Annotated in this window: 21 protein-coding genes; 9 read left to right on the forward strand and 12 right to left on the reverse strand. The window is 64.2% G+C overall.

All coding sequences use genetic code 11. The annotated features are described in order from the left end of the window. Nucleotides 1-3 precede the first annotated feature (3 nt). The 3 genes from IVB40_RS13885 to IVB40_RS13895 are packed head-to-tail and all read right to left on the reverse strand — an operon-like array spanning nucleotide 4 to nucleotide 3,286. Nucleotides 4-963, reverse strand: a complete 960-nt coding sequence (locus IVB40_RS13885) for an ABC transporter permease (protein ID WP_247819114.1) — start codon at nucleotides 961-963, stop codon at nucleotides 4-6. A gap of 4 nt (nucleotides 964-967) precedes the next feature. Further along, nucleotides 968-2,257: a PotD/PotF family extracellular solute-binding protein gene (locus IVB40_RS13890; protein ID WP_247819115.1), complete on the reverse strand. Its 1,290-nt coding sequence runs from the start codon at nucleotides 2,255-2,257 to the stop codon at nucleotides 968-970. 42 nt (nucleotides 2,258-2,299) lie between these two features. Next, nucleotides 2,300-3,286: an ABC transporter ATP-binding protein gene (locus tag IVB40_RS13895; protein WP_027567792.1), complete on the reverse strand. Its 987-nt coding sequence runs from the start codon at nucleotides 3,284-3,286 to the stop codon at nucleotides 2,300-2,302. Nucleotides 3,287-3,552: 266 nt separating this feature from the next. Here IVB40_RS13895 and IVB40_RS13900 point away from each other — a divergent pair, with 266 nt between their 5' ends. Then, nucleotides 3,553-4,260, forward strand: a complete 708-nt coding sequence (locus IVB40_RS13900; protein ID WP_247819116.1) for a GntR family transcriptional regulator — start codon at nucleotides 3,553-3,555, stop codon at nucleotides 4,258-4,260. A gap of 42 nt (nucleotides 4,261-4,302) precedes the next feature. On the opposite strand, the gene IVB40_RS13905 is transcribed toward IVB40_RS13900, so the two are convergent. Beyond that, nucleotides 4,303-5,280, reverse strand: coding sequence for a tripartite tricarboxylate transporter substrate binding protein (locus tag IVB40_RS13905; RefSeq protein ID WP_247819117.1), 978 nt, complete (start codon nucleotides 5,278-5,280; stop codon nucleotides 4,303-4,305). A 116-nt stretch (nucleotides 5,281-5,396) separates the two neighbouring features. Beyond that, on the reverse strand, nucleotides 5,397-6,209 hold the full coding sequence (locus IVB40_RS13910) for a helix-turn-helix domain-containing protein (RefSeq protein ID WP_247819118.1): 813 nt from the start codon (nucleotides 6,207-6,209) through the stop codon (nucleotides 5,397-5,399). A 314-nt stretch (nucleotides 6,210-6,523) separates the two neighbouring features. On the opposite strand from IVB40_RS13910, the gene IVB40_RS13915 reads away from it, so the two are divergent. After that, nucleotides 6,524-8,275 (forward strand): CYTH and CHAD domain-containing protein, encoded by a 1,752-nt coding sequence (locus tag IVB40_RS13915; protein WP_247819119.1) that lies wholly within the window; start codon nucleotides 6,524-6,526, stop codon nucleotides 8,273-8,275. 120 nt (nucleotides 8,276-8,395) lie between these two features. Here IVB40_RS13915 and IVB40_RS13920 read toward each other — a convergent pair whose 3' ends face one another. The 4 genes from IVB40_RS13920 to IVB40_RS13935 all read right to left on the reverse strand — a co-directional run bounded on the left by IVB40_RS13920 (nucleotide 8,396) and on the right by IVB40_RS13935 (nucleotide 12,500). Next, nucleotides 8,396-9,022 (reverse strand): transglutaminase-like cysteine peptidase, encoded by a 627-nt coding sequence (locus IVB40_RS13920; protein WP_247287143.1) that lies wholly within the window; start codon nucleotides 9,020-9,022, stop codon nucleotides 8,396-8,398. 331 nt (nucleotides 9,023-9,353) lie between these two features. Next, complete coding sequence (locus tag IVB40_RS13925) at nucleotides 9,354-9,965, reverse strand: PilZ domain-containing protein (protein WP_007602573.1); 612 nt, start codon at nucleotides 9,963-9,965, stop codon at nucleotides 9,354-9,356. Between the two features lie 68 nt (nucleotides 9,966-10,033). Continuing rightward, complete coding sequence (locus IVB40_RS13930) at nucleotides 10,034-11,200, reverse strand: MFS transporter (protein ID WP_247400277.1); 1,167 nt, start codon at nucleotides 11,198-11,200, stop codon at nucleotides 10,034-10,036. 52 nt (nucleotides 11,201-11,252) lie between these two features. After that, nucleotides 11,253-12,500: an MFS transporter gene (locus tag IVB40_RS13935; RefSeq protein WP_256468215.1), complete on the reverse strand. Its 1,248-nt coding sequence runs from the start codon at nucleotides 12,498-12,500 to the stop codon at nucleotides 11,253-11,255. Between the two features lie 264 nt (nucleotides 12,501-12,764). Between IVB40_RS13935 and IVB40_RS13940 the strand changes: the two genes are divergently transcribed. The 5 genes from IVB40_RS13940 (at nucleotide 12,765) to IVB40_RS13960 (ending at nucleotide 15,566) form a co-directional block, all read left to right on the forward strand. Next, nucleotides 12,765-13,916 (forward strand): zinc-binding dehydrogenase, encoded by a 1,152-nt coding sequence (locus tag IVB40_RS13940; RefSeq protein ID WP_247437685.1) that lies wholly within the window; start codon nucleotides 12,765-12,767, stop codon nucleotides 13,914-13,916. A 3-nt stretch (nucleotides 13,917-13,919) separates the two neighbouring features. Then, the gene (locus IVB40_RS13945; protein ID WP_247362212.1) at nucleotides 13,920-14,144 is read left to right on the forward strand and encodes a hypothetical protein; all 225 of its coding nucleotides are present in this window, start codon (nucleotides 13,920-13,922) and stop codon (nucleotides 14,142-14,144) included. After that, entirely contained in the window at nucleotides 14,141-14,401 is a 261-nt protein-coding gene (locus IVB40_RS13950; RefSeq protein WP_247362210.1) for a DUF5680 domain-containing protein, read from the forward strand. The genes IVB40_RS13945 and IVB40_RS13950 overlap by 4 nt, the downstream gene beginning before the upstream one ends. Nucleotides 14,402-14,510: 109 nt before the next feature. Beyond that, complete coding sequence (locus IVB40_RS13955; RefSeq protein WP_247819120.1) at nucleotides 14,511-14,939, forward strand: VOC family protein; 429 nt, start codon at nucleotides 14,511-14,513, stop codon at nucleotides 14,937-14,939. Nucleotides 14,940-15,053: 114 nt separating this feature from the next. Next, nucleotides 15,054-15,566, forward strand: coding sequence for a hypothetical protein (locus tag IVB40_RS13960; protein ID WP_247362206.1), 513 nt, complete (start codon nucleotides 15,054-15,056; stop codon nucleotides 15,564-15,566). A 17-nt stretch (nucleotides 15,567-15,583) separates the two neighbouring features. On the opposite strand, the gene IVB40_RS13965 is transcribed toward IVB40_RS13960, so the two are convergent. Continuing rightward, nucleotides 15,584-15,937, reverse strand: a complete 354-nt coding sequence (locus IVB40_RS13965) for a cupin domain-containing protein (protein ID WP_247819121.1) — start codon at nucleotides 15,935-15,937, stop codon at nucleotides 15,584-15,586. 465 nt (nucleotides 15,938-16,402) lie between these two features. On the opposite strand from IVB40_RS13965, the gene IVB40_RS13970 reads away from it, so the two are divergent. Then, nucleotides 16,403-18,376, forward strand: a complete 1,974-nt coding sequence (locus IVB40_RS13970; RefSeq protein ID WP_247819540.1) for a DEAD/DEAH box helicase — start codon at nucleotides 16,403-16,405, stop codon at nucleotides 18,374-18,376. A gap of 32 nt (nucleotides 18,377-18,408) precedes the next feature. Here the strand turns inward: IVB40_RS13970 and IVB40_RS13975 are convergent, their stop codons facing one another. Next, nucleotides 18,409-18,915 (reverse strand): GNAT family N-acetyltransferase, encoded by a 507-nt coding sequence (locus IVB40_RS13975; protein WP_247819122.1) that lies wholly within the window; start codon nucleotides 18,913-18,915, stop codon nucleotides 18,409-18,411. A gap of 146 nt (nucleotides 18,916-19,061) precedes the next feature. Here IVB40_RS13975 and IVB40_RS13980 point away from each other — a divergent pair, with 146 nt between their 5' ends. Further along, the gene (locus IVB40_RS13980) at nucleotides 19,062-19,451 is read left to right on the forward strand and encodes a hypothetical protein (protein WP_247287133.1); all 390 of its coding nucleotides are present in this window, start codon (nucleotides 19,062-19,064) and stop codon (nucleotides 19,449-19,451) included. 13 nt (nucleotides 19,452-19,464) lie between these two features. Here the strand turns inward: IVB40_RS13980 and IVB40_RS13985 are convergent, their stop codons facing one another. Further along, entirely contained in the window at nucleotides 19,465-20,019 is a 555-nt protein-coding gene (locus IVB40_RS13985) for a PAS domain-containing protein (protein ID WP_247819123.1), read from the reverse strand. Between the last annotated feature and the right edge of the window lie 159 nt (nucleotides 20,020-20,178).

Genomic DNA, 20,178 nt, shown 5'->3' on the forward strand with positions numbered 1-20,178 from the left:
GCTCTAGAGCTCCTTCTTGATGTCGACGATGCGCGACATCATGGTGATAATCAGGAACGTGATGACGAGCAGGATCACGGCGTTGGCCGCTGCGGCCGGGAATTGCAGCGCGTTCACCCGCGTTTCGATGATCTTGCCGGCGGCCGCGATCTGCTGCCCGCCCATCACGCCGATGGTGATGAAATCGCCCATCACGATGGTGATGACGAAGATCGAGCCGATCACGATGCCGGGCTTGGCGAGCGGGATGATGACGTTGACGAGCGTCTGGAAGCCGGTGGCGCCGGCGTCATAGGCGGCCTCAATCAGCGATTTATCGATGCGCACCATCGAGTTGAAGATCGGCACCACCATGAAGAAGGTGAAGAGGTGAACCAGCGCCAGCACCACGGAGAACTCGGAGAACAGCAGCCATTCAACGGGATGGTTGATCAGCCCCGTCTTGACCAAGCCTGAGTTGACAAGGCCATTGCGCCCGAGCAGCGGAATCCAGGCGATCATGCGGATCACGTTGGAGGTCCAGAACGGGATCGTGCACAGCAGCGACAGTCCCATCTGCCAGGTTTTCGACTTGACGTGGAAGGCGAGGAAGTAGGCGACCCAGAAGCCGATGAAGAGGGTAATGACCCACACGAGGAAGCAGAGCTTCAGCGTCTTCAGATAAGTCTTGGCGATCGTGCAGAGATCGGGGAGCTGCGCGATGCAGCCCTCGAACGTGTCGGTGTAGCCGCGGCCCGAGAAAGCCGGCAGCAACTGATATTCGTTGTAGTCCCAGAACGAGACGATGACGACGAAGACGAGCGGGATCAGGAAGAAGGCGAGGAACACCAGCGTCATCGGCCCGGCCTGAAGCCAGGAGATGAAGGAGGGCGACAGCCGCACCGCTTTGCTGCGGCGCGCCGTCTCCGATCCCCGGACCAGGTCCGGGGATGCCTGTTGCAAAATGTCCTCCGACGTGTCCATCAGATTACGCCGCGATGAACTCGTTCCACTTGCGGACCATGTAGTCGTTCTCGTCCATCACGGCGTTCCAGCAGGCGACGCCGCCCATGCGGTCCTCGTAGGAGCCGCCGTCGCGCACGGCGCCGGCCTTTTCGAGCAGCGAGCCGTCGGGCGCCTTGATGTCCTTCTCGGCCGCCTTGCCTTCCATCCAATAGGCCCACTCGTAGGGCTCCATATGAGCCTTCGCGGTGGAGAGCACGGCGGAGTAGTAGCCCTGGCGGTTGAGATAGGCGCCGGCGTAGCCGGACAGGAACCAGTTGACGAACTCATAGGCCCATTCGAGTTTCGCACCCGAGACGCCCTTGGAAACGCAGAAGCCCGAGGCCCAGGAGCGATAGCCTTCCTTGAGCGGCTGGAAGGTGCAGGCAATCCCCATCGAGCGGACCTTCGTCACCGCCGGCGACCACATCGACTGGATGACGGTCTCGCCCGAGGCCATCAGGTTGACGCTCTCGTTGAAGTCTTTCCAGAAGGCGCGGAACTGACCGGCCTTCTTGGCCTCGGTCATCACCTTCATGGTGAGATCGATCTCTTCCTTGGTCATGTTGCCCTTGTCGGCATATTTGTACTTGCCGGTGGCTTCCACGACCATCGCGGCATCCATGATGCCGATCGAAGGGATGTTGAGGATAGAGGCCTTGCCCTTGAATTCGGGATTGAGCAGCTCGGCCCACGAGCTGATCGGACGCTTGATGATATCGGGACGGATGCCGAGCGTGTCGGCGTTGTAGACGGTCGGGATCAGGGTGACGAATTCGGTCGCGGACGTCGCGAACTTCTTGGAGTCCTTGCCTTCGAGATAGAGCACCTTCCAGGGTGCGGTACCCTGGCCGCCGATCTTCTTGCCGCCGGGCGTCTGGCCCTTGGTGAAGACGGGCGTGATGTTGTCGAATTCCTTGATCTTCCTGGCGTCGAGGGCAAGGATGTTGCCCGAGGGCACGATCTTCTTCAGTGCGAAATATTCGGTGTCCAGCACGTCGAAGGAATTCGGCTGGGTCATCACGCGCTTGGTGACGTCGTCGGTGGTCGCGGTGATGTATTCGATCTTGATGCCGGTGTCCTTCAGGCACTGCTTGGAGATCTCGTCGCCCTCGTTCACGGCGGTGCCGAGATAGCGCAGCACCTTCGGCTCGGCCGACATCACGTAGGGGAAGCCGGTGATGGCGCCGGAGCCGGCGGCAAGGCCGGCGAAACCCGCGGTGCTCTTCAGTAGCGTGCGGCGGCTAAGGCCCTTCTTCCTGGTCGTTTCGGTCATATCACTCACTCCTCTGTTGCGCATTCCGGTGATTGATCGGCGCTATTGCAGACGTTGCGCCTTGGCGGGATCCCAGGTGGCCAGCACGCGATCGCCCGGCCGGAACTGGTGGACGTCGAAGGCGGCCTCGGGAAGGTGCGAGAACAGGGCGGTCCCGTCTTCGAGCGTGAGCGAGACGGCGATGTAGGAGCCCTGGTACTCGGTCTGGGTCAGCAGCGCCGGCGCGCCGACCGCGCCGTCGGCGATCGGCACGATGCCGAGCTGATCGGCGCGCACGGCGATGAGTTTGCCTGCGTCGCTGAGGACGTTGTGACCGCCGATGAAGCGCGCCACGAATTCGGTGCGGGGGTGATGGAAGATGTCGCGGGCGCTTCCCTGCTGTTCGATCCTGCCCTGGTTCATCACCACGATGTGGTCGGCGAGCGCCATCGCCTCTTCCTGGCCGTGCGTGACCTGAACGAAGCTGATGCCGAGCTCGCGCTGCAGCCGCTTCAGTTCGCCCCGCATCTTCACCCGCAGGAACGGATCGAGCGCAGAGAGCGGCTCGTCGAGCAACAGGATCTGCGGCTCGGTGATCAGCGCGCGGGCGAGCGCGACGCGCTGCTGCTGGCCGCCGGAGAGCTGTGCGGGGAGGCGGGCCGCGTAGGGCGTCATCGCGACCAGCTCGAGCAACTCGCCGGCGCGCTTGTGCCGCGTCGCCCGGTCGATGCCGCGCATTTTCAGGGCAAACGCCACGTTGTCGATCACGGTGAGGTGCGGAAACAGCGCGTAGGACTGGAACATCATCGCCGTGCCGCGCTTGGCGGGTTCGAGATCGGTGACGTTCTGCGGACCCAGGATGATGTCGCCTTCACTGACCGCCTCGTGACCCGCGATCATGCGCAAGGTCGAGGTTTTGCCGCAGCCGGAGGGGCCGAGCAGGCAGCAATAGGTGCCGGCCGGGATCTTCAAATTGACGGTGTCGACCGCCAGCGTCGTGTCGTAGCGCTTGGTGACGGCGACCAGTTCGAGGGCGGCGGGAGTGGCCATGGCGTGTCCGGGGCGAGGGCGATGCTGCGCCTCTCTCCGCAAGGTCCATGCCAATCGCCCTTGAATCGTTCTCGGCCGGCCGAATTCCAAAACAGTGCAGCGGAGTCAGATCGTTAGATCGAATCCCACGGGCGTGGGCGGCTCGCCGCTTTCGCAGTTGCGTGCACACAAAACAGGCGCAGATTGTATAAAGTTTCGCCTGTGATTGGATACAGCTGGTCGATTAGGATTCGACGCCATCTTCGACGATCGAGTCCTCACCCCCCATGGCCGCCAAGTCCCGACCGAAATCCGACGCGCCAGATGCGAGCGATCGCGTCAGCCGCATCCGGGAAGGCGTGACGGCGGCGATCCTCGAGCATCGCCTGCTGCCCGGCACGAAACTCGGCGAGGACGAGATCGGCGAGATCTACGGCGCAAGCCGAACGTTGGTTCGCACCGCGCTTCAACAGCTCGCGCATGAGGGCATCGTCAACATCGAGAAGAACCGCGGCGCCTTCGTCGCGCGGCCGACGCCTGCGGACGCGCGCGAAGTGTTCGAGGCGCGCCGTCTGATCGAGCCGACGATCGTCGATCACGCCGTTGACGCGGTGTCGCCGGCCTGGATCGGGCGTCTCCAGCGGCATCTTGCCGAAGAACGCGAGGCGGAGCTGCGTGGCGATGCTCGTGCTTCGGTCCGCCTCTCCGGTGACTTCCATCGACTCGTCGCCGAGATGAGTGGCCACAGCATCTATCTCGGTTTTCTCAAGGAGCTGATTGCGCGCTCCTCGCTGATCATCCTGCTCTACCGCCGGCACGACACGCCGGCCTGCGGCACCGATCATCACGCCGGGATCGTCGCCGCGATCCGCAAATGCGACAGGGAGGCCGGGCGCGCGCAGATGTTGTCGCATCTGAACGAGATCGAGGCCGAGCTGTTCCTGAAGGATCCCGCCGCCGACGAGTTGCGGCTCGCGGACGTGCTCGGGCTCTGAGCTCAACGAGGCGCGTCCGCACCCGGGTGGGCACGGCGACGGCTATTGCGGCTCCAATCCGAGAGTCTTGATCGACTCGAGCCAGACCGGCCCTTCCTTTTCGTAGAGCGCAATCGAGGATGCGCGATCCATGGCCGGCGAATCGACGCCGAAGGCATCGAGCAGCTTCTGCACGCGCTCGGTCTTGCCGCCTTCGACCATCAGCTTGGCGAGCATGTCGATCCGGTCTTCCGGCATCGCAGCGGGCGCTACCAGCGCGGTAAAGCTGATGAGCTGGAAGACATTGCCGGTGACCCCTTGCTCGGCAAATGTCTTGGTCTCGGGCAGCTTCTTCATGCGCACCGGTGTCGGCACGGCAATCGGGCGGCCGATGCCGGTATCGAGCACCGGAAGCGCAGCCTGATAGCTGCCGACCGCCGCCTGGATCACGCCGGCTGCAAGATCCTGCCACATCGGCGCTTCGCCGCGGTAATGCACGATGGAAATGTCGAGACCGAATTGGCGGTTGAGCTCGGCGATCGCAATATGCGCGAACGAGCCGATCCCGTACGAGCCGGCCGTGACCTTGTTGCCACGTGCGTACGCGACGAACTCTTCGATCGTCTTTGCATTGGTGGCGGAATGGACCACCAGCGGTAGATGCCCCGAAGGCGTCACCGCGACGATCGTGAAATCCTTGTCCGGATCATAGGCCAGCGATTTCAGCAGCAGCCGGTTACCGAGCAGGGTGGACGAGATCGTGTACATCAGCGTGTAGCCGTCGGCCGGGGAATCCTTCACCGACTGTGCCGCCAGCGCGCCGCTGGCTCCGGTCTTGTTTTCGACAATGACCGGCTGGCCAAGCTTCTGCGAGATATAGTCGCCATAGGCGCGGGCGAAGGCATCCGTGATGCCGCCTGCCGGCGTGGAGACGACGATCTTGATTGCCCGGGTCGGCCACGCTTCGGCCCAAGCCGTTTCAGAAGCGGCTATCGTCAGGCATGCAATCGCGGCAGCCCAAATTCTCGCGGATGTCCGCACTTCGGCCTCCCCCTTTTCCCTGTGTCATTGGGTAGCCGGCAGCCACCGCAACGAGGTGTCACACGGGCAATGAGGAGGGTCAAGAAATCAAAATATTGTTTCACTGTGTGAAATGATCATCGCCGACCTGCAGGAGAACCCGGCGCGGCAAGCTTGGCGCCGAGCGCCTCCGCAAGTGCGGAAGCGACTTTCTTCATCGAAGGTACGAAGCGGCGTATGCCTTCCTCCGGACTGACCGCTTCGCGGAGCATCATCACGTTCATGCTGCCGAACAGCCGGTTCTGAAGCGCGACGGGAACGCCAAGCGCCCAGACTGCGCCGCCGAAGATACTGCGGCTGTAACTGTCGTCCATCACCGCGAAACCGGCTTTGCGGATCGTGCGCAGCGCCTTCGTGAGCTTGTCGGGATTGCGCGCCAGATCGTTCCAGGGCTCGGGACCGAGGGCAAGCCGCGCGGCAATGCGCTCCTGCTCGGCGGGCTCGCAGAAGGCGAGATAGGCGCGTCCCATCGAGGTGCCGAGGACGGGAAAGCGAAAACCCGGCGGCCGGCTGAACAGCAGCGAGCCATCCACGCGCGTCGTGTGGGCGATGACCATGGACTCCTGATCGAGCACCGCGATGTCTGACGGCCAGTGGATCTGCTTGCGGAATTTGTTCAGGATGGGTTCGGCGATGCCGCCAATCCAGGTCGGCTCGTCATAGCCTGCGCTGAGCAGCAGCGCGCGTCCCGTCGGCGCGTAGCTGGTGGGCTCGGTACGGCGCACCACATAGCCTTCGTGCTCCAGCGTCTCGAGCATGCGGACGATGGTCGCCTTGTTGAGCCCCGTTGCCTTGTGCAGCGAGCCGACGGTCGACTGCCGTTCCTGATTGATCACCCGCAGGACTTCGAGGCCCCTGGACAACGCGATGACGGGGCGGAACGACGTCATGGCAGCTCCTTGTGATTGCCTGTGCCGCTAGCCGATGAAGCAACCGCCGGGGGGACAGGGCAGCGCGCTCGACGCCACCGCCTTCACCGATTGCGGGAAGGCTGGCATGAGTCAAGCTCGCTGACGCGTTCATCTCGGTTTCGAGAAGGGCGGGGTTCGCAATCGATTCGACCGCTTGCTACGCCCGGCGGCAATTTAGTTCCTGCGGTCAAGCTGTGTCGATGGTCGGGCGCTGCGACGTCACGTGACTAGTCCTGGCGAGGCGCACCGGCTATAGGATGACGCTCTGTCATCGAACTGTCATGTGCCTGTAAATGCTGAAGTCAGATGCAACGCCGGTTCGCAAGCATCCGAGCGCGCGGGATGGGAATCCTGTTGCGAAGGACAACAAGAGAACGCAAGTCATCACCGGCTTCTTCAGGCAGCGTGAACCCGCCGAGCTCGTCGCGGAACCTGTGAAAGGTCAGACGCCATCGGAAGACGCGGAACCGGAAACGGAACCACTCCCGTCGAGCGCTGCCGCGCATGCCGCCGGTGAGATCGAGCTCAAGCTTCTCGTCGATGCCGATCGCATGGCGCATTTCAACGCTGCGCCCGTCATCGCGGCGAACGCGCGCAACAAGGGCACGCGCAAACATCTCAGGTCCGTCTATTACGACACGCCGGAGCGGACGTTGCGTCGCAACGGCTTGAGCTTGCGCGTTCGTCAGAGCGGCGCGCGCTTCGTCCAAACCGTGAAGACCGATGCGGCGGACGATCCGCTCCGCCGTAGTGAGTGGGAGGCGAGCGTACCATCGCTTGCGCCCGATCTGGCTCTCGCGATGCCCTTCATTCCCGAGAGGCTTCGTGGCCAAGTGGAAGCGCAGCCGCTCGAAGCGGTCGTCACCGCCGATGTCCGTCGTCATGCGCGGATGATCGATCTGCCGTCGGGCACGGTCGAGATCGCCTTCGACCGGGGCGAGTTGACGGCCGGCAATCGTTCACTGCCCGTGAGCGAGATCGAGCTGGAGCTCAAGAGCGGCAGCGCGAGCGCGATCTACGAGATCGCGCTGCGGCTCGCGGAGCACGGCGACGTAATGCCGTCGATCCGCTCCAAATCGGCGCGCGGGTTCGATCTTGCCGCCGACAAGCCGCCCTCGGCGCGGCGTCCGCGAAAACTTCGTCTCGATCCGTCGGTGACATTGGACGAGGCGTTCGCGACAATCCTGCGCTCCTGCTTCCTCCATTTGCTTCAGTCGCTGCCGGCGGTCGAGGACGGCCGCAATCCGGAAGGCGTCCATCAGCTGCGCGTCTCGCTGCGCCGGCTTCGATCTGCGCTGGGTCTGATGCGGTCGGTCGGCGCGCTCAGCAATCTCGATGCGCTGCGGTCGGAAGCCAGATGGCTGGCGCAAGACCTCTCCGCCGCGCGCGACTGGGACGTGTTCCGGCTCGAGACCTTGCCGACGACCGCAAAGGCCTGTCCGTCGGTCGCGGGCTTCGATGCGCTGGGCCGGGCTGCGGCCGGGCGTCAGTCCGACGCCTATCGCAAGGCGCATGGCGCGCTCGCAGATCGCCGCTGCGCCGTGTTCCTGCTCGGACTCGGCAGCTGGATCGAGACGCGGGGCTGGCGCAACGACGTCGCCGCGCAGGATCTCGGCCAGTTTGCCGAGCCCGCCGTCAACTTCGCGCAGCGCATTCTGTCGGAGCAATATGCGAAGGTGCTCAGGCGCGGCCGCCGCTTCAAGTCGCTTTCCGCCGAAGGTCTGCACCGCCTGCGGCTCGCGACCAAGCGGCTGCGCTATCTCAGCGAGTTTCTGCTGCCGCTGTTCGCAGATCGCAAATCCGCGCGAAAATTCTCGCGCAGGCTGGCCGGCCTGCAGGAGCAGCTTGGCGCCTTCAACGATATGGCGGTCACGGCATCATTGCTCGACGGGCTTGATGCCGAGCCCGACTGCGCCATCGCCGCGGCGGCGATCGCCGGCTGGCAGGCGCGCGCGTCGGTCGGGGTGCAGCCCGCCCTGCAAAGCACATGGCGCGATTTCACCGCCGCGCGCGTGCCCTGGTCGCGGCAGACGCCGCAGGACTAAGCGAAGTACGCCCCCAAAAAGTTGCGCCCAGCCATTGGGGGATGGCTGGGCGCGCGCGAACCGGTCTGGGACGGGGAGGGGTGGGGATGTGACCGGGTCGCGTATCTCTTTCGTTTGTCTCTACTGATCTCTCGCGCTGGCGGTGGAGACCGCCGGCTTGGTGTCGCCGAGCGAGACCCAGACGTTTGGATCGCTCTGCGACTGGCGCTTGACGAAGCGGTAGCCGGTCTCCGTCCAGGCAACGACGTTCTCGTTCTGATTGTCGAGAACGAACTCGCCCTTGTCGGTTTTCACCGTCAGCACCGCGTGTCCTTCGCCCTTCTTGTCGCGCACAACGGTGATGAGCAGGGCCTCGCGGGGCCATCCGGCATCGATCAGCATCTTGCGCTTCAACAGCACGTAGTCTTCACAGTCGCCGTAACCGTCCGACGGCAGCGACCATTTTTCGATCACGCCCCAGTGCTCCTGGTCGGTCAAAGGCTTGACGGTCTCGTTGACCCAGCGATTGACCTTGACGAGGTCGCGCCATGCAGCCTGCGACATCACGATGTCGCGCGGTTGCGTCGGTGCGCCCTGGCACTGGGCGGCATTATCCGCACAGAACTCGACCCAGCCGATCGGCGCACGCGTGGTGTCGCCGAGGCTTGCGTAGAGCAGACGGCCTTCGCCGGCCTGCGCTGCCGCGCTCATTCCGAAGAGCATGGCGGCCAGCGCCATTCCCTTCCCCTGTCCCCTGAAATCAAACATTGCGGCCCCCGTTTCTTGTTGGGACCACATTGCGCAGGCAGCTTTTGAGTTGCCGCTAAGTCAGTCAAGTCAAGTCGAGACGAATACAAGTAAAACACGCGGCGAATTCGATCTATACTTGAGTCAAACTTGAATAAAATTCGATATGACTGCAATTGATTCAAATTTTATCGATTAACGCGGAAACGCTGGCGGAACCGTTGTTTGCACGCACCCGCAGCCTCCGCGTTAACCCGCGCGAGGCCCGTCACGACCCATGAAAAAGGCGGCGTCCGCATCGCGGAGGCCGCCTTCAGTACTGGAAATGCAGGGGTTTTGGTGCCTTCGCGCTTTACCGCGCGGTAACGCTCTCTTCGAGAGTTTCAATTGGCTGCGAATGCATGAACTCGAGCGCGAAGCCGTCTTCGAGGTTTCGGACCACGCGGCCCTGCACCCGGCCGAGCAGAACCGTCGATTTCAGGGGCGGCCGGTTCTCGGCGGCGATGGCGGCGCCCGAGAGCGAAAGGTCGATGATGCGGCAGGTCATCTTGGTGCCGTCCTCGAGCGTCAGCACCGCGATCGGATTGCGCGGCACGATACGATCGTGGCGGCGGTCTTCCGGCAAATTGAGGATGTCGCGGTTGGCGAGCCAGGTCAGCTGTGCCGCGAGCTTGTCGCGCTTTCGCGGCGTCGCACCGACCGTCATGGCGAAGCCATTGTCGATGATGCGGGTGATCTTGCCCTCGACGCGGCCGATATGGTCGAGATAGGCGACCACGCGGTCGCCGACATTGCCGATGCCGGGGGCCAGCAGTGCCAGCCCGCCCGGCGACATGTTGATCACCTGGCAAGGGAATTCACGGCGGTCCGGCAGCATGTAGCGGCCGAGCAGGTGAACCTTCACCCGCTGGAAACGCCGACGTTCCTCGGCGGCCGGAAGAAATTTTTTGTGCGCCAACGCCATTTTCACAACCCGACCCCCCGCCTGGCGGAGTCCGGGACGACCCTAAGGTGCACAGGGTTAATGCCGCGTTAGGATCGGGCGCGGCGATGACGAACAGACACAATGCGTTCGAAAAGCCACATCAGGGGCGGGCAGGCCAGCACCGTCAGCGCGCCGAGGTCGAGTGCGACCGCGGCCGTGCCGGCCGATTTGGCGAGCCGGCCCGCCACCGCCGGCCCCAGCATCATCGCGGCATAGAAGAGAGTGTAGAACACGCCCATCCCGATCGCCCTGGTTTCAAGGGCAAGCACGCGGGCGGTGAGGCTCATGATCGGGCCGGCCGGAAGGCCCCCGAACAGGCCGATCAGGACGAGGATCGTGATCACGGCGTCGGATCGGGTCAGCCAGGCCAGCAGGGCGGCCACCACCAGGCTGGCCGCGATCGCCAGCACGAACGGCCGCTTGAAGCGATCAGCGAGATAGCCGCCTGCCGGCACTGAGATCACCGACAGCCACATCACGAGGCTGATCGCCGATCCCGCCGCGGCAATGCTCCAGCCGCGCTCGGCGAGCAGCGAGGGGCCGAACGAGAAGATCATGGCGAAGCCGACATTATAGAGGCCCCAGATCGCGCCCGCGACGATCACCGCTAGAAGCGCGAGCGGATCAAGCCGCCCTGAGCCGGCCGCGCTGGCGGTTGCTCCCGGCGGCGATTGGTAGAAAATGATCAGCACAATGCCGATCGCGGTCAGCGCGCCGGCCACGAGAAACACGGCGCCCGCGCCGTAAGCCGTGCCGATCGCCGGCAGCACCAGCAGCGAGATTGCAACGCCGGCCGGCCAGGAGTTGACGAAGATCGCCATCGCGGTGGCGATCTCCTTCCCCGCAAACCAGTCGGTGCCCATCTTGGTGAGCTGCACGGTCAGCAGCACGCCGCCGGCGCCCGAGGCGAGCCGGCCCGCCATCTGCCAGCCCCAGACGTCGGTGGTGGCCATGACGAGACTGCCCGCCGTCATCAGCAGCAGCGCGACGATCGTGGTGGGCTTGTCGCCAAGGGTGCGACCGATCGCGCCGCCCGGCAGCGCCAGCACGATGCCCGGTGTGAAATAGAGTCCGATTAGGATGCCAATATCGGCGAGTCCGACGCCGAAGCTCTGCTGCAGCAGCGGCGCGACCGCGGCCACGCTCTGGAATTGGAACGCGATGGTAAGGCGAACGACGAACAGGATCGCAAGTATGCCCCAGCGATTGCGCAACGCTTCATCTCCCCAAACCCTACATCGAGCGTGCGGTGGGGAGACGCCGGAGTCAACCGGCCGTCTTCCTCGTCGCGCGCCCATAAAGGAGACATAGCAGCGCCAGCAGCACCGCGGCCGAGAGCCCGAGCGACCAGTGAATGCCGATCGCCGCGCCGAACAGTCCGACGGTAATGCCGCTGAACGCCCGCATGCCGAGCCCCGCCATGTTGTAGAGGCCGACGACGCGGCCGCGAATGTCGGACGGCGCGTTCAACTGCACCAGCGCCTGCGCCATGGTGTTGAACGACAGCTCGAAGAAGCCTGCAAAGAACAGCAGCACGATCGCGACCGGATAGATCCGCACCGAGGCGAAGCCGAGCAGCGCCACGCTCCACAGCATCGCGAGCATGATCGCGGTGCGCGGCGTACCCTTGAGCCGTCCCCAGGATTCCAGCGCAATGCCGGCGAGCAGTGCGCCGGCAGCATCGGCCGCGAGCAGCACGCTGTAGGAGATTCCGGGATCGCCATAGCCGAGATCGCCGGCAAAGCCCGGCATCTGGGCGTGATAGGCGTTGCCGATCATGAAAGAGGTGAGGCCGGCAAGCCAAGTCATCGCCGTCAGCACCGGCTGGGTGCCGATGGCGCGGATCGTCAGTATGATGTCGGCGAAGCCCCGCACGGCGAAGCGCCGCACCGCGACACTCTTGTCCCGCACCGGCGCCCAGAACAGCCACAGCAGCATCGGCAGATAGAATAGCGTGTTGAAGATGATGCCGTGCGAGGTGCCGAGCGTGAGCATGATGATTCCGCCGACGGCGGGGCCGACCAGAATGCCGAGATAGCGCGCCATCGCATTCAGCCGCACTGCGCTCGGAAGATCGGCCGGACCGACGAGATCATAGAGCAGCAGCTGGTTGGGCGTCTGCCACAACACGCCGGCGCAGCCATGGATCACCAGCAGCAGCATGGCGTGCCACATCTCGATGGCGTCGGTGATGAAGAAGAAACCCCATCCAGCCGAGGCAACAATGAACAGCAGCATGCCGCATTGAATGATGCGGCGCGGATCGACCCGGTCGGCCAGCCCTCCAACCGCGACCGAGAACAGCAGGAACGGCAGCCAGTGCGAGAGCACCGCAAAGCCTGCCAGCGCCGGCGAATGGAATTTCTGGAACACCACCCAATAGCTGATCACATGCTCGATATTGTCGGCCATCATCGCCAGCACGTAAGCGATGAACTGGAGCCGATAGGGCACCGACTTCATCGCCGCGAACGAGCCGGACGCGACCACGGGATTTTGGGGGAGGGGGTTCAAGAGGGCACCTGGGTGGGACTTTTCGCGCCGTGCCTACACGTTCGCCGTCGAGCGCTCAAGACACTTGGGTGTGTGAGAACAACGGTCCCGTAGCTGGATGGAGCGAAGCGTAATTCGGGATTCTCGCCTGTGGCTCCCCGTATTCCGCTACGCTCCATACGGGCTACGCCCCCGCGGCTTGGCACGGCCGCTCACCTCACATACGCTGCTCGTCAGCCCACACCAATCAGCCATCATAAAAACGGGCAGAGCGAGGAAACAGCCATGGACCAGATCCGCGTCTGCACCCACGCAGGGCCGGGCAGCGAGCCCGTCATCCGCAGCGTGCCGTGGCCGAAGGTCGGCAAAAAGGCCGCCCTGATCAAGGTCGGCGCGTGCGGCGTCTGCGGCACGGACCTGCACATCCTGAAAGGACATTGGCCGAGGCCGCTGCCATGGCCGTTCACGCTCGGCCATGAGCTCGGCGGAATCATTGTCGAATGCGGCGACGAATTCACCGAGGACTTCATGAGCAAGCCGCTCAAGGTCGGATCAAAAGTGATGATCCCGCCGCTGATGCCCTGCGGCCGCTGTTATTACTGCATCCATTATCCCCTGACCGCCAACAAGTGCCTGACGCCGGTCTATTACGGCCGCTATCTCGGCTTCGACAAGGCGCCTCACATGTGGGGCGGCTGGGCCGAATATGTCTATGTCGATCTCGACATGCTGCCGGGCACCAAGATCTACAAATTGCCGGACGACATGTCGCTGCGTCTGGGTGCGCTGTCGGAGCCGCTGACCTCCTGCATCCGTGCCTTCAATCGCGCGAGCCGCGCCGGTGGTTTCACCTGGGGCGACACCGTGGTGATCCAGGGCTCGGGCCCGATCGGCATTCTCGCGGTCGCTGCTGCCCAGGAGATGGGGGCAGGGCGCGTGATCTGTGTCGGCGCACCGGAGGAGCCCCGGCTCAAGCTCGCGCGCGAGTTCGGCGCGGAGGCGACGGTGAACATCGAGGAGATCAAATCGCCCGAGGCACGCATCGCCCGCGTGCGCGACATCGTCGGTGGGTTCGGCGCCGATCTGGTGATGGATTGTTCGGGTCATCCGACCGCCGGCCCCGAAGGCATCGAGATGCTGCGTGACGGCGGCACCTATGTCGAGATGGGCCAGTTCACCGACGCCGGCTCGATCGAGACCTCCTGGCACCGCATCTGCACCAAGGATATCAACGTGCTGGGCTCCTGGGGTTTTAGCGCCAACGATCTGCCGCTCGGCGTCGACATGCTCCATCGCACGGCGGGCAAATATCCCTGGCTGAAGATGCAGACGATCTATCCGTTCACGGAAGACGGCGTCGCGCAGGCGGTGAGGGACGCGATGGCGATGAAGACGGTGAAATCGACGATCGTGCCGTGGCCGGAACTGGTGGAGTAGGCGATGGTATCGATTCCGCACGAGCTCGCGGCGTTTCTGGTCGAAGCCAAGCGGCGGACCTATGCGGGCCTCGACGACGACGCCACCGTGGCCGCTCCGCCGCTCAGAGGCTCAAAGCAGCTCGAGCATCGCGCGGCACCCTATGCCTATCGCGATATCTATTTCGGAATAGGGTTCTTTGTCGGCAGGAGACCGTGTCTCGGGATGAGCGCGTCATTTGGTCGATGAGCTACAGCGGTGGCGTCCGCGCGGAGATCACGGATCGAGACACCTTCCTCGCGGTCTACAAATTCCTGCGCCAGGCGTTGCTGGACGTCAGCGTCGAGTATCCGTTTCGGGGCCCGCATCTGTTCGAGCAGGCAGGCATGATTTATCGGAACGAGGTGGAGGGCGCGCTCGATCGTTTCCACGGTGTCGAGACGATCGCGCGGCAGGATGGCGTGCCGCTCTATGCGGTCCGTTACAGTGGCGGTTTGTTGCGATAAAGTCTCGCGAGCCCTGTAGCCCGGATGGAGCGCAGCGTAATCCGGGATTCTCGCCTGTGGCTCCTCCTATTCTGCTACGCTCTATCCGGGCTACGAGCCGGCGTTTGGAATGAAGGACGAGATGACAACCGAACCGATCCAACGCACCCGCTCGCCCTTCCGCGCCATCCATGCGATCGACTACACCGTCGTCTTCGTGCGCGACATGGCGGCGATGCGCCGCTTCTATGAAGACGTCCTCGCGTTTCCGCTGCTGCGGGAGCTGTCGGCGAACTGGATCGAGTACGGGTTGGGCCCCAACACGCTGGCTCTCGCTACACCGGGCCGGACCGCGACTGACACACCGACGCCGGCGGGCAGTGCCTCGCTGCAACTGGCTTTTAAGGTCTGCGCGGCCGAAGTCGATGCGTGTGCCGACGAACTTGCACGCCACGGCGTGGCGCTGCTGTCGCCGCCGACGAACCAGTCGTTCGGGCATCGGACGCTGTTCTTCCGTGATCCCGACGGCAATCTTTTGGAGGTCTATGCGGAGATCTGAACCCCGGGAGCGGGCGGCCGTGCACGAAAAGTTCCATCGAAAATCCCCGAGTTATTCACGCCGGGGTGAAACTTAGGCCCGGGTTTCGGCTTTCAGTTCACGGGAGAGTTCATCGTGAAGCGAATCCTGAAACCCGTCACTTACATCCTGGCCGCCATCTACTTCCTGGTGGATGCGGTCTTCATGGCTGTGGCGAGGCCAATCTCGCGCTGGATCGGGCGGCACCTCCAGTTGAAGCGATTGCGCGGCTGGATCAGATCGCTGTCGCCTTATTGCTCGCTTGCCCTGTTTTCCGTGCCCGTCATTATCCTGGAGCCGGTCAAGCCCGTGGCGGCCTATCTCGCGGCGACCGGCCAGGTCGTGAGTGGGGCGGTGACGTTCATCATCGGCGAGCTGCTCAAGCTGGTGCTGGTCGAGCGCCTGTTCCATCTCACCCGTGACAAGCTGATGAGGATTCCAGCCTTCGCCTGGGCCTATGGGAAGGTCACCGAGGTAAGGGCATGGCTGCAGGCGACCGAAGCCTGGCGCGCGGTCCGCGCCTTGGGCCGCGCGGCGAGGGACACTGTTGCGCGGGCCAGAGCCAGGCTGGCCGGCGGATTCGGCAGGCTGGTGACCTCCAGGGATTAGGGCCCGCGCGTCGCTCTCTATGCGAGCGTGCGGGCCGCGGCGGTGGCCTTGTCGCCCGTGTTCGGCGTGCCGGTTGGCTCGATCAGCAGGAGATGAACTTCCTCGCGCGCGACCGGGCGATGCTCAACACCTTTGGGCACGACATAGAGTTCGCCCGGACCGAGCGTCACCGTGCGATCCCGCAATTCGATGTCCAAGCTGCCTTTCAGGACGAGAAAGAAATCGTCGGTGTCGTCGTGCTTGTGCCAGGTGAACTCTCCCTTCACCTTCACCACCATCACGTCGCAGTCGTTGAAGGTCGTGATCGTGCGCGGAGACCAGAAATCCCCAAAAGTCGCGAGTTTATCGGCAAGCGATATGCCGTCGGCCATGTGTCACCCTTCTTTGCTTCCTCGTTAGGCACGATTTGGGGGCGACGCGCTGGCGCGACAAGACTTGCGTTTCGACGGCTGTGGTTGCGTCGCAAGGCGCGCCGTCGCCACACATGCCGTGCGACCGAGAGAGGCCATGTGCGCATCCCGGCAAGCTCAACGGCGCCCAATTTGAGCCGGGTGGCCGCGAAAATCCTCTGCTTCGGCGCAAAATCCCGCTATATGCAGCAAAACGGCTCGAAAACGCTGGATGTAGTGGGTTGAGCCGACCGGTAAGCTTATTCTCGGCATCACCAAAGCCATGCGTCATAGGCATGGTGATTTGCCCGCACTTGGCGTAAAGAGCGTCCAAATCAAATCACCACGCGTGCGGCTGGACCATTTGCCGCCTACGCAGCTTCAGGTCGCGCGGCTCGACGTTCCGCGCCTGGACCAACCAAGGTTTATCCCGTGTCTTTTCCGACCATGAGTGCGCCGCTCGCCCGAGCTTTGGCCGAGCGCAACTACGACCGTCCGACCCCCGTTCAGCTCGCCGTGCTCACGGACGAGGCCGCAGACCGCGACCTCTTGGTTTCGGCCCAGACCGGCTCCGGCAAGACCCTGGCCTATGGGCTGGCGATGGCCAAGGACCTGCTGGGCGACGCCGAGCGGTTCGAGCGGGCGGGTGCACCGCTCGCCCTGATCGTGGCGCCGACCCGCGAGCTTGCCCTGCAGGTCCATCGCGAACTGGCGTGGCTGTACGAGCATGCGAGTGGGCGCGTCGTCTCCTGCGTCGGCGGCATGGATCCCAGGCGCGAACAGCGCGAGCTTGCGGCCGGCGCTCATATCGTCGTCGGCACGCCCGGCCGGTTGTGCGATCATTTGCGCCGCGGCCGTCTCGACATCTCGGAATTGAAGGTGGTCGTGCTCGACGAGGCCGACGAGATGCTCAATCTCGGCTTTCGCGAGGACATGGAGTTCATCCTCAAGACCACGCCGGACACGCGCCGCACCCTGATGTTCTCGGCGACATTCCCGCGCGGCATCGTCGCGCTGGCCAAGCAGTATCAGCAGCGGGCGTTCCGGATCGAGGTCGCTGGCGACGAAGGCGGTCACGCCGATATCGAGTACCGCGCGATCCGGATCGCGCCCGGCGATGCCGAGCACGCGGTCGTCAACGTGTTGCGCTTCTACGAGGCGCCGAGCGCGCTGGTGTTCTGCAGCACGCGCGATGGTGTCCGGCATTTGCAGGCGGCGCTGCTGGAGCGCGGCTTCTCCGTGGTCGCTCTGTCCGGTGAATTGACGCAGAACGAGCGGACCACGGCGCTGCAGTCGCTGCGGGACGGACGTTCGCGCGTCTGCGTGGCGACCGACGTCGCCGCCCGCGGCATCGACCTGCCCAGCCTCGATCTCGTCATTCATGCGGACCTGCCCAACGATGCCGAGGTCATGCAGCATCGCTCCGGCCGCACCGGCCGCGCGGGCCGCAAGGGGACGAGTATCCTGCTGGTGCCGCCCGTGCGGCGGCGGCGTGCGGAAATGCTGCTCAACGTCTCGGGCATCGACGCGGTCTGGGGGACGGCGCCGCAGCCGGATGAGATCCGCAAACTCGATCACGAGCGCATGAAGGACGTGCTGTTCACGGAAGAGACCACCGCCGACGATCTGGCGCTGGCGCAGGCCCTATTGGCCGAGCGGTCCGCTGAGGATATTGCCGCTTCACTCGCACGGCTCTATCGCGCGCGGCTGCCGTCGCCCGAAGACATTATGGATCCCGGCGAGCGGAGCAGCCGGCCGCGCGAGGATCGAGGCCGCAATGATACGCGCGCACCGCGCGACGATGTCCGCGCTTCGCGTGGCGACGATCGGCCCGAAAGGGCTCGACCCAAAGCGGGAAAATCGTCGTCGAAGCATGGCATGGCGGATGGCAGCGTCTGGTTCCGGGCCAACATCGGACGAAAAAAGAATGCGGAAGCGCGCTGGCTGTTGCCGATGATCTGTCGTCGTGGCGGCATCGACAAGAACGATATCGGCGCGATCAAGATCATGGACACCACGACCGAGTTCGAAATTTCCGAGCGGGTCGCGGAATCCTTCGCCGTGAAGATCAAGCGTCCGGACAAGGAAGACAATATCCGCCTTGAGCCGATGGCGGATGCGCCGCAGCGGCAAACGGCTTCGGAAGAGCGGTCCCACGCGCCGCGGCGCGATGGCGGCGACAGCGACCGTCGCGACCGCGCGCGCGAGCCGAGCGGGTTCAAACTTCAAGGCAAGCCACACGGCAAGCCGCACGAAAAGCCGTACGGCGAGCGCACACCGAAATTCGACGATGCTCCTTCCTTCGCAAAGAAGAAAAAGCACAAGAACAAGCCGGGCCACGCCGAGCCCTCGGTCACGTCGTGGTCTGAGAAGGGCGCCGCCGGAAAGAAGCCGAAGACGAAAAAGAAGCATCGCGCCTGACGGCCGCCTTCCGGCGTCGCCGGGGCGGGGCGCTACGTCGCAGCGAGGTCGCGCAGCATGTAGGTTGCGCTGTCGCCGTAGGTCGCAAGCTTTGCCCGCAGCTCCGCATCCGCCTTGACGGGCCGAAAGCCGAGACGCTCCCACAGCGGCCGCGTGGCGTAGACCGACACCAATGCGAGCGTCGCGATCCCTGACGCGCGCGCGAGCTGTTCGATCGCCAACACATAATCGCGCGCAACGCCGCCGCGAAAGTCGGGCAGCACCGCGACGTCGTGCAAATAGAGGCAGTCCGCATCGCCGGGCAATTGCTCGAGCAAGCCGTCGAGCGGCGGAATCCGGTGCTGCATCCAGGGATGCGCGAGACCGTAGCCGACGATCCCGTCGTCCGTGGCAAGCACGCGGCAGCCATCGGGATAGAGCCGCATCTTTTCCGCGAACACTTCGGGACGTTCAGGCAGATCAGGATGGATCCGCGCTGCGATCGTGCTGACCGCCGGCAGATCGGAGGCGTGCGCGGGACGCCAATGCGGCTTGCTCATGTCGACCCGTCGTTCCGTCTCCATCATCCCAGTTTATTCCGATGTGACGATGCGCGCAGCGAAAAAAATCCTTGCCGCCATCTCAGGAATACGACGGCTCGCGCGGCGTCCTACCCATGCAAGCCCATTGCATGACAGGAGAGACCATGACGACATCCTCGATCCGCCTCGCGCTCACGCTCGCAATATCGCTGGCGATGATTCCCGCCGCTTTCGCGGCACCGCCGACCAAGACCGGCAAGACCGGCAAAGGCAACGTGCTCACCGACGTCAAGGGCATGTCGCTCTATACTTTCGACAAGGATGCTGACGGCAAGTCGGCCTGCAATGGTCCGTGCGCGACCAATTGGCCGGTGCTGAAGGCCGAGGCGAGCGATGCCGCCGCCGACGGCTACACCGTCATCACGCGCGACGACGGCTCGAAGCAGTGGGCCTACAAGGGCAAGCCGCTCTACACCTTCGCCAAGGACACCAAGCCCGGCGACGTCACCGGCGACGGCTTTCTGAACGGCGCCTGGCATCTGGCGATGCCGTGAGCAGGGTGCACTGCTAGCGCAGTCCCTCATACACCATCAGCCCGCGTGCGATCTGCAGCTTGCGGATCGCGCGCGGCAGCAGTTTTTCCGGCTGGTGCAGATAGCGCCAGGAGGTGAGGGCGAACGGGCCCAGCGCGCCGCATTCGTCGTCGAACGGCGCGAGCACGCCTGTCACGCTCACCGGTGTATGCGGGCGTGCGTTGAACGGCAGCAGCAGCAGCTCGAGATGCGCCTTGCTGCCGTCCTCGCGTGTGGCGGTGACGCCGGCGATTGCGCCGAGGCTCTCGTCGGCGACAATGGTCGTGATCTCCTCGATCTCGCGGCGGCTGGTTTCGTCGAACAGCGCCGCAAAGCTCGAATCTTTGAGGTCGCACCCGGCGAGCGCGCAGACGCGCGTGCCCGCGACGCGGAACGGGAAGCCGAGATTGGGCTCGCAGGACAGCACGAAGATGTCTCCGAGCAGGCCGCGTACGGCGGCCGGATCGATATCGGCCCGGTCTGGCGCCCGCGCAGTGCCGCGCTTCTCGTTCCAATATGCGAAGAACTCGCGGCTCGACGGATGTTTCATGACAGAACGCTTACCCCGGGGCGCAACCTTGCGGGACAAACCTGTCCCGCTTCAGTGCAGCCGCGATCCCTGTGTTGTTGTGCAGGAGGGGCTTTGCAGCGTCCATGCCGCAGCGGCGTTTTCGGCGTCCCTGGCGCTGCCTTTGCGTCGTTAACGTTA

The sequence above is a fragment of the Bradyrhizobium sp. 40 genome, from assembly GCF_023100925.1.
Lineage (GTDB): Bacteria > Pseudomonadota > Alphaproteobacteria > Rhizobiales > Xanthobacteraceae > Bradyrhizobium.

Excerpts from the sequence above, each read along its gene's own strand:
- IVB40_RS13885 (WP_247819114.1), bottom strand. The coding sequence starts at position 963 with ATGGACACGTCGGAGGACATTTTGCAACAGGCATCCCCGGACCTGGTC.
- IVB40_RS13890 (WP_247819115.1), bottom strand. The coding sequence starts at position 2,257 with ATGACCGAAACGACCAGGAAGAAGGGCCTTAGCCGCCGCACGCTACTG.
- IVB40_RS13895 (WP_027567792.1), bottom strand. The coding sequence starts at position 3,286 with ATGGCCACTCCCGCCGCCCTCGAACTGGTCGCCGTCACCAAGCGCTAC.
- IVB40_RS13900 (WP_247819116.1), top strand. The coding sequence starts at position 3,553 with ATGGCCGCCAAGTCCCGACCGAAATCCGACGCGCCAGATGCGAGCGAT.
- IVB40_RS13910 (WP_247819118.1), bottom strand. The coding sequence starts at position 6,209 with ATGACGTCGTTCCGCCCCGTCATCGCGTTGTCCAGGGGCCTCGAAGTC.
- IVB40_RS13915 (WP_247819119.1), top strand. The coding sequence starts at position 6,524 with ATGCTGAAGTCAGATGCAACGCCGGTTCGCAAGCATCCGAGCGCGCGG.
- IVB40_RS13920 (WP_247287143.1), bottom strand. The coding sequence starts at position 9,022 with ATGTTTGATTTCAGGGGACAGGGGAAGGGAATGGCGCTGGCCGCCATG.
- IVB40_RS13925 (WP_007602573.1), bottom strand. The coding sequence starts at position 9,965 with ATGGCGTTGGCGCACAAAAAATTTCTTCCGGCCGCCGAGGAACGTCGG.
- IVB40_RS13940 (WP_247437685.1), top strand. The coding sequence starts at position 12,765 with ATGGACCAGATCCGCGTCTGCACCCACGCAGGGCCGGGCAGCGAGCCC.
- IVB40_RS13945 (WP_247362212.1), top strand. The coding sequence starts at position 13,920 with ATGGTATCGATTCCGCACGAGCTCGCGGCGTTTCTGGTCGAAGCCAAG.
- IVB40_RS13950 (WP_247362210.1), top strand. The coding sequence starts at position 14,141 with ATGAGCTACAGCGGTGGCGTCCGCGCGGAGATCACGGATCGAGACACC.
- IVB40_RS13955 (WP_247819120.1), top strand. The coding sequence starts at position 14,511 with ATGAAGGACGAGATGACAACCGAACCGATCCAACGCACCCGCTCGCCC.
- IVB40_RS13965 (WP_247819121.1), bottom strand. The coding sequence starts at position 15,937 with ATGGCCGACGGCATATCGCTTGCCGATAAACTCGCGACTTTTGGGGAT.
- IVB40_RS13970 (WP_247819540.1), top strand. The coding sequence starts at position 16,403 with ATGAGTGCGCCGCTCGCCCGAGCTTTGGCCGAGCGCAACTACGACCGT.
- IVB40_RS13975 (WP_247819122.1), bottom strand. The coding sequence starts at position 18,915 with ATGAGCAAGCCGCATTGGCGTCCCGCGCACGCCTCCGATCTGCCGGCG.
- IVB40_RS13980 (WP_247287133.1), top strand. The coding sequence starts at position 19,062 with ATGACGACATCCTCGATCCGCCTCGCGCTCACGCTCGCAATATCGCTG.
- IVB40_RS13985 (WP_247819123.1), bottom strand. The coding sequence starts at position 20,019 with ATGAAACATCCGTCGAGCCGCGAGTTCTTCGCATATTGGAACGAGAAG.